Source organism: Paraburkholderia sp. Ac-20347 (assembly GCF_017104805.1).
In the GTDB taxonomy this organism is placed as follows: domain Bacteria; phylum Pseudomonadota; class Gammaproteobacteria; order Burkholderiales; family Burkholderiaceae; genus Paraburkholderia; species Paraburkholderia tropica.
The window spans coordinates 1-12,477 of the sequence record NZ_JAAGPN010000238.1 but is presented as its reverse complement, the minus strand read 5'-3'; the positions used below and the strand labels follow the sequence as shown (position 1 = coordinate 12,477).

Sequence of the window (12,477 nt, the reverse complement as noted above, 5' to 3'; positions counted from 1 at the left end):
CTCCGCACCACCCATACGGCCGCCTCGGCGCCACCCCGGCCCCCATGCGCGTCCGCCCGCGCGTCCCCCGCGGCGTCCGCTGAATCGGCACCGTACATCGCTCGTCGCAGGAATTCCTTACTCAGTTGCCGCCGGAGTGTCGTGGCCTTGCGCGCCTCCAGCTGCTGCGACGAGACCCAGCAAGGCGCGCCGCAAATGCTTTTCGACCATGTTCTTGCTGATCTGCAGACGCTCGGCGATCGCTTCGTGCGAGAGCCCGTGCACCTTGCGCAGCACGAACACCTCGCGGCAGCGCGCAGGCAGCGCGTTCACGGCGCTTTCGAGCGCGCGCGCCGTCTGCATGGCCTCGGCGAGCTGGCTCGGATCGACGGGATCGACCGCCAGATCGGCAAAGGCGTCATTATCGTCGTCGAGCGGCGTCACGTCGATGCGTGCGTGCGCCGACGCGCGGCTTTCGCGGAAACGGTCGATCATGAGGTTCTCGATCACGCGCACGAAGAACGCGCGCGGCTGCCGGACCTCGGCGGTGCCGGGCAAGGACGCCACTTTGACGAACGCGTCGTGGACCAGATCCGCCGCGGCCTCCGCCGACTTCATGCGGCGCGCGGCGAACGCGACGAGCGTCCGGTAATGCGCGGCGAAGGCGTTGGCGAGGCTGGAAGACGGCTGCACGGATCGGTCTGCACGGCACCAGTGCCGCACGGGCGGCCGGTTTCATGTCACTTACGGTTATTTTACGAATGAGAATTATTATCGTTTATTGGGTTTGATGCAAGGTGGTTGGGGTTGGGGTTGGGGTTGGGGTTGGGGTGGCCTTCGTGGAAATGCGATAACTTAGATTATGTTAAGTGTGACGCCAGGACTTCCAATGGAGGCACCCGGAGGTAACCGGATGCCGGATGCACATTGCACCCACTATTGCTTTCGTCCCAAGGTTTGCTTCCGAGCTTTCAAGAGACGATCGCCTTCATCAGTGATCTCGATGCGGGAGACTTCAATTATAAATTCCCGGATTTTCCCAATTCTTGGGCGTGTGCGTTTGAAAAATTTGATTCCCCTTAACAACCAATACGTCCGCATTCCGAATGTGCATGCGAATTTTACAAAAAAACTGGTTGAGCAATCATGTCAATCGAGTTCTACTCGGATGAGAGGTCATCGCCTGATTTGCTGTCCATTTATCCCTCAACTGTTTGCCATCAAAACGCCACAGAGGAGAAATACATGTTTGTTAGAACGCCCCTCGCATTGAATCTCCTGCTCTCTGCCGTTTCGATATGCTCACTATCGAGCGGCAACGCGTACGCGGGAGACTCCACGATTGACCCTTCGTTGATCGGGACGTGGACGCTCGTCGCAGCGGATGTTCAACATAGTGATGGATCGCGAGCCCACGACTACGGCGCCAATCCAAAAGGACTGTTGATTATCGACGCTCAGGGTAACTATTCACTCCAGATATTCAAGTCCGAACGGCAACCGTTTGCATCGAACGATAAGGGAAAAGTTACGGCTGCCGAGTACAAAGCCGCCATCTTGGGGGCTAGCACCCATTTCGGTACACTCATCGTAGATCGCCCGAGTCAGACATTGACGTTCAACATCCAAAGCGCTTCGTTCCCGAATTGGGAGCAAACGCAACAGACCCGGCACTATCAACTCGAGAATGGAGAGTTAAGCTACCGCGTTACGGCTCGACCCAATGGTGACATACCAATATCGATTTGGCGCCGAACCGAAAGCGCATCTCAATACCGCTGAGCGAAAATTTTCCCATGCGTATCGTCGGCATCCGGGTACGCACGATTCCGGTTTCCTGCTACGCCGACGTCACGATTTTGTCCGCGCGCGGACCACCAGTCCGCTTGCCCAAGTCACCGATGTCATGCGAGCGGGCAAACTGGCTTTGGGTTACGGTTTTGCGTCCGCCGGCCGGTATGGCCAGCGCGGTCCCATATGTGAGCGCCAATACCAGTGTGAGCTAGCGGTGTACAAAAAGGCTGTCGTCTCTATCTACGTGACAGGAACAGACACCGTTCCATTTCCGCAGTCCAATTGGATTTGCCGTTTTGGAAGAGTACGCACGTTATCTGTGCGAGGATCGAAAGGATTCAAGTTGACAAATATTCGCATTCGATCTATCCCAGATAAATTCAAATAAGTCTGTTGAAATACCCACATCACTTGTCCTGCTGAACGCCCTTAGGCTCAGCCTTGACACGTCGATCGCCCCAGCGTTAAATGCAACGGCTCCTCCTATCTCATGTTTGAATATGCCAAAGTAGAGATTCTTGAGAGCATCACGATTAGGTAGTTCAAACTGCCTTGCCTCTTTCTCCGATACCATCCCGGCTTCCGCATTACTGAAAATCCGCGCTTGAAAGTGCCGTGAATTGAACTGCCTGAGTTGAGACTTAATTTCATCTTCAACCATTGGGCGATCTGTGATGTCAAATTCGCAAACGTTGTAAACGCGGCGAATTTTCACTCCTTTATTCAATGCTCCTAAGGTCGCTTTGCGGTAAAGATCACAGTCTCCACCTAGATACAGGCTGACGTTAGCGACAGAGTCATAAGTATCGCCGGCCTCCATGCTACACATCTGCGCGGCGAGAAGTCGCTGTGCTAACGTTTTTCGATCTGGGGGCGCATAGGCTGCCGTAAAAACGGAGTTATCAGTTCCAATGGCACGGATTAGTTGACCAAGTTGATTAACCCCATCAAGGACAAACTTATCCAGCATCCAAGTCAGATATGAAACATATTCATTGACCTCCTTGCCAGAATATTTCGGGTTGTCGATTTTTTTGATCTCAGAAAGAGCACTCAACAGTGCGACGATATTTGCATTTAATCCGTCATATTTCGTATTAGGTAGAAGTTCATCAATGTGATACTCGATCGCGCCAATCGGATCATTGTAATGCTCCATATTCCTGGCAGCTTCTACAACAAACTTCATTCTGTCCTCGATTGTGACTTCAGATACAGCCATAGGACTTGACTGATCAAATGCTTCGAAACCAACGCCAGCTATGGCTGCGACGCAGAAGCCAACGCCAATGTCTCTAAGCAGTTCAAGGCCCATGCGCGCCAAAAACGGGAGCTGCTCCAAACTGGTGAATGTATAGCGCGAATGCGCGAATTCGATCGCAAGATTGTAGGCAGTGAGAAATGCGAGCCCCAAGAATAGCCCGAGCAGCATGAACCGCCATGCGCGTCGGCGTATAGATCTGATGATAAAGACGAACTTCCCAATAATGGTAGGTTTGTCGCCAGACCCAGCGGGTTCCGTTGAACTTATATCCGTAGCCACTTCGCCATCTCCTTTCTGGAGCACGTTTATGAACCAGATTAGGTGAAGTCCTGCGTGATGCAAAGGTTTTTGAATGGTTAGTTCGATGCTGATTTTTTATATTGATCGTTTTGACGCTGAGACTATTCAACGTCAGAAAACGTGAAATTTATATTTTTAATTGATTGACTGCACGCGTCGCGGTTACGAAACGGAAGAAACACGGACTGTGTGATCAACGTTTTCTTATCATTCTATGTTCGAGGTTTGACGTCAGCGCGTTTCAGCCCTCCGCCGCAAATTCCTCCGATGTATGCCGGCGGCTCAAGGAGCTTTCCTTCTGGGTGTGGGATATTGAGCATTCGGGCCGCTCGGTGCCACGGGCGCGAACTCGCGGAGCTGGTGAACACTGGCCATGCGCGCGACAACGGCCAGCGACGCCGAGCGCGAACCCGTCTGTACTTCGCGCCGTCCAGTTCTGATGCGCGTCTGCTGACTGCGACGTAGATCGCGCCACGTCGAGCATGATCTTGCGCCGCGTGGGCGCGGCAAGCCGCGAGAGCAGCGCGCTCGTGCACTGTTCCAGCGCTTGTAGATGATCGCTCACGCTGCGGGCGCCCCGTTATCGCGTCCACTGCTCGCCGCTGGGGGCGGGCAACACGGGTGGCTTTGGCGCCGCCGATACGGCGGCCAAGGTGTTCGGGTGCAACGAAGTCGCTCCGCTCCAGACGCAGTTTCTCGCCTTCAATGAATGGGCGGGGGATGAGATCGTTCGATTTATCCCCTATGTGATGGAAACAACGGTCTAACGCGTCGGACTCACCGGCCGCGCTGGGGCGCTTCGGAGTCGCCGATCAATTTCCGTCGAGCTTCACCAACGTGTCGGACCAGCGCATGTAGAACAGAAGGTACGGCTCCCGAATGTTCATGATTTCCGAATTAGCATTCCACTCCATGAGAATTTTAGACTGACCGTCATTGGCAATATTTGCCATGTGAAAGCAAACGCCAGTCGTGCTCGAACCGGAGGGCGTCATCTGCTCGCAAATCTTGGCGATGCGGTTGAGCAACTATGAGTAGGGAATGCGCAACTGCGGAGGATCGAGAGCCAACGTGCGAAGGAGGATGGTGTAGACGTCGCCGTTGTTGCCAGCCTTGAGCCGATACGTGAGGAGGTCTGTGCCGCGCGACTTAGGTCCCTCCCTCAGTTTCTCAAGGGTGCAGCCTTTGACGTCCACTGCACCGTCAACAAGCCGGCGCAATCCTCACCACATCACGCCAGCCACCAACCTCAATTCGCCCAGCGCAGCACCTTCGCATCGAGTCGCCGGGCGATCTCGATCAGTCCCGCGCGCGTCGCCGGATGCAGTGGCACGAGGGGTCGGCGCACCGCATCGGACGCGATCACGCCACCCTCCATCATCAGCGCCTTGCAGGCGATCAAACCGCACTGCCGATTTTCATAATTGATGAGCGGCAGCCAGCGCGAATAGGCCGCCACGGCCTCGTCGCGGCTCCCGGCGAGATGCGCTTTCAGGATCGGCTGCAGCCCATCCGGATAGCCGCCGCCCAGCACGCTGCCCGTCGCGCCCGCATCCAGATCGGCCAGCAGCGTGATCGCTTCTTCGCCGTCCCACGGCCCTTCGATCGCGTCGCCGCCCAGTTCGATCAATTCGCGCAACTTCGCCGCCGATTGCGGCACCTCGATCTTGAAGTAGCACAGATTGCGGATATCGCGCGCGAGCCGCGCCAGAAACGCCGCCGACACCGAGGTGCCGCTCATCGGCGCGTCCTGGTACATGATGGGAATCTCGATGGCGTCCGACACCTCGGTGAAGAAGCGCTCGATTGCGGCTTCGTTGCAACGGATCGTCGCGCCGTGGTAAGGCGGCATGATCATCACCATCGCCGCGCCCGCTTCTTGCGCCGCGCGACTGCGCGCCGCGCAGATTGCGGGACTGAAATGCGTGGTCGTGACGATCACCGGCACTCGCCCCGCGACGTGATCGAGAATCGTCGTCGTCAGCAGCGCGCGTTCGTCGTCGGTCAGCGAAAACTGTTCCGAATAATTCGCGAGTATGCACAGGCCGTCCGCGCCGGCGTCGATAATGAAATCGACGCAACGTTTCTGCCCTTCGAGGTCGAGCGCGCCCGACTCGGTAAAGATGGTCGGCGCGACGGAATAGGCACCCGTATAGCGACGCTTGATCGACTTCGTTGCATTCATCTCGATTCCCTTCCTCGTTAGATTAGGATGACGTACTAAGTGATCGATTCCATTTTTATTCATTCACGGATGCAGTGGAATCGGACTGAATCGCTACGACTTCACACGCGGCCGTATTTACCCCGCAGACCGTCGCCGATACCGCAGAGAATCGCGTGAAGTTTCATGCGCTTTTGCTGGCCGTGCAGCAGCACGAACGCGAGATGTTTCAGCGTGATCAGATTGATCAGCGCCAGCGCCGGATAGCTGTGCCAGTAGTCGCGCGCGACCAGAATGCAGTTGCGCGCCGCGTAGTAATGCCTTAGTGCGCTCTGATCGAAAATATCGACACGCGGCCAGTGCTGTCCCGGCGTCGGCTTGCCGAGTTCGTGCGGCAGCGACACATCCGCATTCACGCACACAGGCACGCCATGCGCCTGTGCGCGCATGCAATACTCCGCGTCGACATGGTCGATAAAGAAGTCTTCGCGAAAACGCCCCAGCGCCCGGAACGCTTCGAGTGAAATCGCGGTGCCGGAAGAAATAATCACCGAACACGGTTGCAGCCCGTGTGCGCCATCGTGAATCGGCTCGATCTGCGCCGACCAGCGGCGCACGGTAAAGAGCGGCAAATCGCGCTGAACATTTAAATTGAAAATGCGCGGTCCCACCAGAAAGCGCGGGTCGCCGACCGAGGCGCATCCGAGCAGCATGCGGTGAAAGTAATCGTCGGGAACCGTCGAATCCTGATCGAAAAGGAAAAACACATCGCAGCCGCGGTGGATCAGAAATTCGACGCCAGCGTTGAATGCACCGGCAATGCCGCCGCGATTGTGATTGGCAATCACGTCGACGCCCTGCGCGGCAAGGCGCGCGTGCAGCGCGGTATCCGCGTGCGGAGAATTGTCGACCGCGACGACCACTGGACTCAGCGCAGGCAAACGGAGCAGATGGTCGGCCTGCTCCGCGCTCGGTTTGAACAGCGTAATCAACGTTCCATATTTCATGAACGTCTCCCGGTCAAAGTGACGATCAGGCCGCCCGATGCACGGACGGCCGCCTCCTCCTTTTGACGACTGCTGTCTCGATGGAACGCGTCGGGCGCATTCGGTGCGCCCGTTATTTTGCGTAGAGCTTCACCACGCTCGCATGCACGACGCGGGTGATTTCCTCCATGCGCCAGCGGATATGCGTATCCGTCAACGCCATGCAACGTGCGGCATCGCGCTCGGCGAGCGCGTCGAGAATCTGCAGATGCTCGGTGAACGCCTCGTTGCGGCGCTGATCGACGTCCACCCAGCGCACGTAATGAATGCGCGCGTTGATGCTTTGCAGTACCCGCCCGATCTCGACGTTGCCCGACATCGCGGCCAGTTCCAGATGGAACTGCTCGTCCTTCACCACCAGTTCGTCCGACGACATGCGCCCGGCGCTTTTCATCACCTGCTTCCAGAAGCGGCGCAGCGCCTTGATATCGTTGTCCGACGCGCGCTCGCAGGCGAGCATCACCGCCGTGGATTCGATCGAGCGCCGCAATTCGAAGAGATCGAACACGTCCTTCCCGTCCAGTTCCCGAATGAAGAATCCACGGTTCGGCACGAACGCCAGCAGGTTTTCCGCCACCAGCCGGTTGAGCGCCTCGCGAATCGGCGTGCGACTCACGTCCAGGCGCTCGGCCAGTTCGAGTTCGTTGACCCGCTCTCCCGGCCGGATCTCGTACAGCACCGCCATCTGCTTCAACTGCTCGTAAATCTCGTTGACCGTCATCCCCGTGCGCTTCGGCGCGACGGAGTCCCGCACACCGGGACGCAGGTTCCGCGTCATCACGGAATTCGCTGCCATTTCGTCTCCTGAATCGACCTGTAACCGCTCATTATCAACTACCCTGCCGGACTTCCCGCGCACCGCGCGTCAAACCGTGAACAAACGGCCGAACTGGGGCAGCGTGTCGTGCACGCCTGCAAGCCGCAGCGCGTGCCACGCCAACGCATGATTGCTCGACAAAACCGGCTTGCCAAGCCGCGTTTCGAGTCCGGCGATCGCATCGGCCAACCGCAGGCTCGTGCACGACACGAACACGGCATCGACCGCCGGATCGCTCGCCAGGCCGGCCACCGCCTGCTCCAGTGAGGCGCGGTCGATGCGTGCGACTTCGTTGTCGTCGCGATGCTCGAACGACCCCATGCGCACGATGTCGACGCCGCGCTCGCGCAGGTAACGAGCCATCGCCTCGTTGATGGGCCGCTCATAAGGCGTGAGGAGCGCCACGCCGCGCGCACCGAGCGCGCCGAGCGCCACTCGCGCCGCCGTGATCGGCGTCGTGCACGCAATGCCAGGACGCGCCTCGCGGATCCGCTCGAACACCCGCTCCTCGCCGAGCACCATCGACGCCGACGTGCAGCCGAACGCCACCACGTCGAGATGCTCGCCAGGCCGGATCAGTTCGACGCCAGGCGCGATCCGCCCGTCCATCTCCGCGAGCGTTTCGGGCGTGATCTCCGCCGAGTTCGCCACGCGGCTCTCGTAGAACGCCACGCCGTCGAGCGCGAGCATGTGCCGCCATTCGTATTCGATCGTGTGATCGGTGGCGAGCACGACGAGGCCGATCGCCGCGCGCGAAGCAATGCCGGCGTCGAGCGAGAAGCCGAAGCGCGCGTAAGCCTCCACGCCGGGTTCGATGCGATTCGATAGAAGTTCGCTCACTGTAGTGTCATCCCTGTGATGTCGATCTCGGGCTGCCGTCCGTTCATCAGGTCGGCGAGGATTTTCGAAGTGCCGCACGACATGGTCCAACCCATATGACCATGCCCCGTGTTGAGATACAGATTGCGATGCCGCGTCGCGCCGATCAGCGGCGTGCCTTCCGGCGTCATCGGCCGCAGTCCGGCCCAGTAGGACGGCTGTGCGTAGTCCGCGCCGTTCGGAAACAAGGCGCGCGCGGTCGCCAGCATGTGCGTGAAGTCGGCGGGCGTGTGCGCCGTGTCATAGCCGCAGAACTCGGCGGTCGCCGTCAGGCGCAAACGCTGGCCGAAGCGCGCCCACGCGACCAGCTGGTTTTCCTCGACGCCGCCGAGCGTGGGCGCGTCGTGCGTATCGTCGACCGGCAGCGTGACCGAATAGCCCTTCACCGGATAGATCGGCAAGCGATAGCCCAGTTCGCGTGCGAGAAGCGGCGAGTACGAGCCGAGCGCGAGCACGTAGCGATCGGCCTTGAGCCGCTCCTGCGCGGTTTGTACGTAGTCGATCGCGTCGCCGTTTGCGCGGATGCCGTCGATGGCGGTGCCGAAGCGGAAATCGACGCCCATCTCGCGGCAACGCTGCTCCAGCGCGCGCGTGAACAGATGCGCGTCGCCGCTTTCGTCGCTCGGGCAATAGATCGCGCCGGCGATATCGTCGCCGCCGCTTTTGAGCGCGGGTTCACGCGCAATCGCCGCCTGACGGTCGAGCGTTTCCAGCGGCAAGCCGTTATCGGAAAGAATCGACATATTCGCGACGCCGCGCTCGAACGAAGCAGGATCGCGATACAGATACAGCAGCCCGCCGCTGATGCGGTCGTACGCGAGCCCTTCGTCGCGCGTGGCCTGTTGCAGTTGCTGCTGCGCGTAGCGGCACAAACGCACCTTGATCGACGTATTGCGGCGCGAACGTTCGGCGGTGCAGTTCTGCAGGAACAGCCAGCACCATGCCCACATGCGCCAGTCGGCTTTCGGCTTGAGGCGCAGCGCCTGACCTTCCATGAACAGCGACTTGAGCAGGATCTTCGGCGCGCGCGGCGACGCCCACGTGTACGAATGCCCCGGCGCGATCAGACCTGCGTTCGCGAAGCTCGTTTCGAGCGCCACACCGTCACGCCGATCGAGCACCACCACTTCGTCCCCCGCCTTCGCCAGAAAGTAAGCGGTAGTCACGCCGACGATCCCGCCACCGAGCACGATGGTTTTCATGCGGACGCTCCGGGAGCCGTTGCTCCGGGAGCCGTCGCTCCGATTGCCGCAATCGCCGCGATCTCGACCGTGTACGGCGGAAACGCCAGCTTCGACTCGACACAGGCGCGCGCGGGCGCCTGTCCCTTCGGCACCCAGGCGTCCCAGACGCTGTTCATTTCCGCAAAGCTGCGATGGTCCGCCAGCCAGATGCTCGCGGAGACGATCAGGCGCTTGTCGCCGCCCGCCAGTTCGAGCAGGCGGTCGAGCTTGTCGAGAATCTGGCGGGTCTGGCCCGCGACATCGAGCGACGTATCGTCCGCGACCTGCCCCGCGATGAACGCGAAACCGCCCGCCACCACCATCTGGCTCATCCGCTCGCCCGTTTCAAAACGCTTGATTTCCATCCGGCCATCTCCTTTCGGGACAGGTAAGTTGAGGCCGATGCTAGCACTCGTAATTCAAAGCTGTATACACTTTTTCAATAAAAATCGGCCCTCGCTCCACGTCTGTGCAAGCCGTCCAGATCGGTGCGATCAGGAACCCGACGAGTGCAGAAAAGTGCGCTATTTAAGGGCATTTATGGATATTTCATAACGATATCGACGCTCGTATAAATTCCAGAAAAATTTCTCGCGCAAGTATTTTTGATCGGCAATTCTGTAGACACTTTTGTATTTTAAACAGCGTTCAATACTCAACCGGAGAAGGAGAAAACGATGAACCTGTTTCGCTGGAGTGTCGGAGCCGTCGTGGCGTGGCAGCTTTGCGCGTCGAGTGCCTGGGCGGACGTCGAACTCGGCGCCGTGCTGCCGTTGAGCGGGTCGAGCGCGTCGATCGGCGAAGATCAGCGGCGCGGCATCGAACTCGCGGTCGCGAAGATCAATGCGCAAGGCGGCGTGCTCGGCCGGAAGCTGAAAGTGCGCGTCGAGGATTCCGGCGGCACGGCCAACACCGCGCTCGACGCCACGCGCAAGCTCGCCACGGTCGATCACGTGCCCGTCGTGCTCGGCGAGTTCTCCTCGTCGGTGACGATTCCGATCGGGCAGTTCCTCGTCAGACAGGGCGAGGTGCACGTCAATATCGGCTCGTCGAGCCAGCAGGTACGCAAGATCGGCGCGGGTTCGTTCAGCGTGATCGGGCTCGACGATCTCTCGGCGCGTTTCGCCGCGCAGGACGTCTACGCGCGCAATCTGCACCGCGTGGCCTTCATCGCGCCGAACAACGGTTATGGCCAGGGGCTCGCGGGCGAGTTCAAAAAGCGCTTCGAGGCGCTCGGCGGCACCGTGGTTTCGCAGGTGCTGTACACCGAAGGGCAATCGACCTATCGACGCGAGTTGGAACAGGCGGCGCGCGCCAAGCCGGACGCCTATGTATACAGCGCCTACGGCCAGGAAGCCGCGACGCTCAATCGTCAGGCCTACGAAATGCAGTTGAACAAGACGCCGTGGTACGGCATCTATCTGACGATGTGCACGAGCGATACGCCGCCGCAGATCGCGCAAGGCCAGATCGGTCTCGAAGTGGGCGCGCTCGGCGGCACCGCGAAAGCCTATGCCGACGCCTACCAGAGCGCCTACAAGGAAGCGCCGCGCTCCGCGTTCGGCAGCTACGCCTACGACGCCACGATGCTCGCGGCGGCCGCGATCAACAGCGCGCATTCCGCCGATCCGGCGAAGATCCGCACCGCGATGGCCGCGATCGGCAAAGGCTACGACGGCGTGACGGGCGACATCGCCTTCGACGGCGACGGTCAGCGCGCCGTCCAGCCCTACGAGAAAGTGGTCTTCAAGCAGGCGGTCGTCGCCCAGTAAGCGTCCACGCCCGCCTTCCACGGAGAACGCCATGCTGCAGTTTCTGCTCGACGTCCTGATCCGCACTTCCGACCTGCTGCTCGTCTCGATCGGGCTGTCCACGCTGTATTCGCTGATCCGCTTTCCCAACATCGCCCACGTGCAGTACGCGATGCTCGGCGCGTTCGCCTCTCTCGGCTTCGAACGCGCGGGCTTGCCGCTCGTGCTCGCGGCCGCGGCATCGTGCGCGCTGGTCGGCTGCCTCGCGGTGCTGCTCAACGTGTTCGTGTTCGCGCGGCTGCTGCGCTCGGGCAGCGCGGTCGCGATGATCGGCTCGCTCGCGGTGTCGCTGATCGCCGTCGCGCTCGTGCTCGGCACGGCGGGTTCGCGGCCGCTGCAATACGCGCAGGATCTGACGCCGCCGCTGCTGATCGGCGATGTCGCGATCTCGCGCGCGCAACTCGATTCGATCCTCTGCGGCGCGCTGACCCTGCTGCTGTTTTCCGTGCTGCTGTACCGCACGGATATCGGGCGTTCGATGCGTGCGCTGGCGTCTAACCGGCCGCTTGCGCTCGCCACCGGCATCGACGCGCAACGCGTCACCAACGTCATCACCTTCGCGAGCGGCGTGCTCGCGGCGTTGGGCGGCACGATGCTCGGGCTCACCGAAAGCGTGCACGTGAATCTCGGCAACAACCTGCTGATTCCGGTGTTTTCGGCGGCGATCCTCGGCGGCCTCGGCAATCCGCTCGGCGCGGCGGCGGGCGCGCTGCTGATCGCCCTCGCCGAAACCGTGATGCTCGACACCGACCTCGGCGCGCTGACCGGGCACGGATCGCTGGTCTTTCCGGTCACCTACGTCAGCGCGGTGTCGTTCCTGATTCTGCTCGTCGCGCTGATGTTCCGGCCGTACGGGATATTCGACCGGGAGGTGCGGCGTGTCTAGTTTCCTGATCCATCTGCTGACCTCGGCGTGCCTCGCCGCGATGATGGCGCTCGGACTCAACCTGCAGGCCGGCTACGCGGGCATGGTGAATTTCGGCTTCATCGCGTTCGCGGGACTGGGCGCCTACGCGGCCGGGATCGCGTCGCAGCTCGGCTGGCCGCTGCCGGTGGCCGTGCTGCTCGCGCTCGCCGCCGCCAGCATGCTGGCCGTGGCGATCGCGCGGCTGGGCCGCATGCTGTCGTCGGATTACTGGGGCATCGCCACGCTCGCGGTCGCGGAGATCCTGCGCACCGTCGCGCTCAACGAAACCTGGC

General features: G+C 60.5%; 12 protein-coding genes and 2 pseudogenes. 6 read left to right on the top strand and 8 right to left on the bottom strand.

Annotated features, from left to right (window positions below):
• Positions 1-117 precede the first annotated feature (117 nt).
• Positions 118-672 carry a sigma-70 family RNA polymerase sigma factor gene (locus G3N97_RS30490; protein ID WP_205996645.1) on the bottom strand — a complete coding sequence of 185 codons (555 nt, stop codon included), beginning with the start codon at positions 670-672 and terminating at the stop codon, positions 118-120.
• A gap of 453 nt (positions 673-1,125) precedes the next feature.
• On the opposite strand from G3N97_RS30490, the gene G3N97_RS30485 reads away from it, so the two are divergent.
• The gene (locus G3N97_RS30485) at positions 1,126-1,761 is read left to right on the top strand and encodes a lipocalin-like domain-containing protein (RefSeq protein ID WP_346778143.1); all 636 of its coding nucleotides are present in this window, start codon (positions 1,126-1,128) and stop codon (positions 1,759-1,761) included.
• A 325-nt stretch (positions 1,762-2,086) separates the two neighbouring features.
• Here the strand turns inward: G3N97_RS30485 and G3N97_RS30480 are convergent, their stop codons facing one another.
• The gene (locus tag G3N97_RS30480; protein ID WP_205996644.1) at positions 2,087-3,205 is read right to left on the bottom strand and encodes a hypothetical protein; all 1,119 of its coding nucleotides are present in this window, start codon (positions 3,203-3,205) and stop codon (positions 2,087-2,089) included.
• A 746-nt stretch (positions 3,206-3,951) separates the two neighbouring features.
• Here G3N97_RS30480 and G3N97_RS39705 point away from each other — a divergent pair.
• Positions 3,952-4,104: pseudogene (locus G3N97_RS39705) on the top strand (capsid portal protein); the annotation flags it as partial.
• A gap of 482 nt (positions 4,105-4,586) precedes the next feature.
• Here the strand turns inward: G3N97_RS39705 and G3N97_RS30475 are convergent.
• Both G3N97_RS30475 and G3N97_RS30470 read right to left on the bottom strand, forming a co-directional pair.
• Positions 4,587-5,522: a dihydrodipicolinate synthase family protein gene (locus tag G3N97_RS30475; protein WP_205996643.1), complete on the bottom strand. Its 936-nt coding sequence runs from the start codon at positions 5,520-5,522 to the stop codon at positions 4,587-4,589.
• Positions 5,523-5,623: 101 nt separating this feature from the next.
• Complete coding sequence (locus G3N97_RS30470) at positions 5,624-6,214, bottom strand: hypothetical protein (RefSeq protein ID WP_241030927.1); 591 nt, start codon at positions 6,212-6,214, stop codon at positions 5,624-5,626.
• Positions 6,215-6,217: 3 nt separating this feature from the next.
• On the opposite strand from G3N97_RS30470, the gene G3N97_RS39700 reads away from it, so the two are divergent.
• Entirely contained in the window at positions 6,218-6,574 is a 357-nt protein-coding gene (locus G3N97_RS39700) for a hypothetical protein (protein ID WP_241030926.1), read from the top strand.
• Positions 6,575-6,620: 46 nt separating this feature from the next.
• On the opposite strand, the gene G3N97_RS30465 is transcribed toward G3N97_RS39700, so the two are convergent.
• The 4 genes from G3N97_RS30465 to G3N97_RS30450 all read right to left on the bottom strand — a co-directional run bounded on the left by G3N97_RS30465 (position 6,621) and on the right by G3N97_RS30450 (position 9,831).
• The gene (locus tag G3N97_RS30465) at positions 6,621-7,325 is read right to left on the bottom strand and encodes a GntR family transcriptional regulator (RefSeq protein WP_065058609.1); all 705 of its coding nucleotides are present in this window, start codon (positions 7,323-7,325) and stop codon (positions 6,621-6,623) included.
• Between the two features lie 87 nt (positions 7,326-7,412).
• Entirely contained in the window at positions 7,413-8,204 is a 792-nt protein-coding gene (locus tag G3N97_RS30460) for an aspartate/glutamate racemase family protein (RefSeq protein ID WP_205996641.1), read from the bottom strand.
• A complete protein-coding gene (locus G3N97_RS30455) occupies positions 8,201-9,445 on the bottom strand; it encodes a D-amino acid dehydrogenase (protein ID WP_205996640.1) in 1,245 nt (414 codons plus the stop codon). The genes G3N97_RS30460 and G3N97_RS30455 overlap by 4 nt, the downstream gene beginning before the upstream one ends.
• Positions 9,442-9,831, bottom strand: a complete 390-nt coding sequence (locus tag G3N97_RS30450; RefSeq protein WP_205996639.1) for a RidA family protein — start codon at positions 9,829-9,831, stop codon at positions 9,442-9,444. Before G3N97_RS30450 ends, G3N97_RS30455 begins: the two co-directional genes overlap by 4 nt.
• A gap of 312 nt (positions 9,832-10,143) precedes the next feature.
• Here G3N97_RS30450 and G3N97_RS30445 point away from each other — a divergent pair, with 312 nt between their 5' ends.
• The 3 genes and pseudogenes from G3N97_RS30445 to G3N97_RS30435 form a co-directional block, all read left to right on the top strand.
• Entirely contained in the window at positions 10,144-11,238 is a 1,095-nt protein-coding gene (locus tag G3N97_RS30445; protein ID WP_205996638.1) for an ABC transporter substrate-binding protein, read from the top strand.
• Between the two features lie 31 nt (positions 11,239-11,269).
• A complete protein-coding gene (locus G3N97_RS30440; RefSeq protein ID WP_065058541.1) occupies positions 11,270-12,163 on the top strand; it encodes a branched-chain amino acid ABC transporter permease in 894 nt (297 codons plus the stop codon).
• Positions 12,156-12,477, top strand: a pseudogene (locus G3N97_RS30435) (branched-chain amino acid ABC transporter permease); the annotation flags it as partial. The gene G3N97_RS30440 and the pseudogene G3N97_RS30435, both read left to right, overlap by 8 nt.

What these genes read in the sequence shown, in the direction of transcription:
- G3N97_RS30485 (WP_346778143.1), top strand. Translation starts at nt 1,126, where the DNA reads ATGTCAATCGAGTTCTACTCGGATGAGAGGTCATCGCCTGATTTGCTG.
- G3N97_RS30480 (WP_205996644.1), bottom strand. Translation starts at nt 3,205, where the DNA reads ATGCTGCTCGGGCTATTCTTGGGGCTCGCATTTCTCACTGCCTACAAT.
- G3N97_RS30475 (WP_205996643.1), bottom strand. Translation starts at nt 5,522, where the DNA reads ATGAATGCAACGAAGTCGATCAAGCGTCGCTATACGGGTGCCTATTCC.
- G3N97_RS30470 (WP_241030927.1), bottom strand. Translation starts at nt 6,214, where the DNA reads ATGCTGCTCGGATGCGCCTCGGTCGGCGACCCGCGCTTTCTGGTGGGA.
- G3N97_RS30465 (WP_065058609.1), bottom strand. Translation starts at nt 7,325, where the DNA reads ATGACGCGGAACCTGCGTCCCGGTGTGCGGGACTCCGTCGCGCCGAAG.
- G3N97_RS30455 (WP_205996640.1), bottom strand. Translation starts at nt 9,445, where the DNA reads ATGAAAACCATCGTGCTCGGTGGCGGGATCGTCGGCGTGACTACCGCT.
- G3N97_RS30450 (WP_205996639.1), bottom strand. Translation starts at nt 9,831, where the DNA reads ATGGAAATCAAGCGTTTTGAAACGGGCGAGCGGATGAGCCAGATGGTG.
- G3N97_RS30445 (WP_205996638.1), top strand. Translation starts at nt 10,144, where the DNA reads ATGAACCTGTTTCGCTGGAGTGTCGGAGCCGTCGTGGCGTGGCAGCTT.
- G3N97_RS30440 (WP_065058541.1), top strand. Translation starts at nt 11,270, where the DNA reads ATGCTGCAGTTTCTGCTCGACGTCCTGATCCGCACTTCCGACCTGCTG.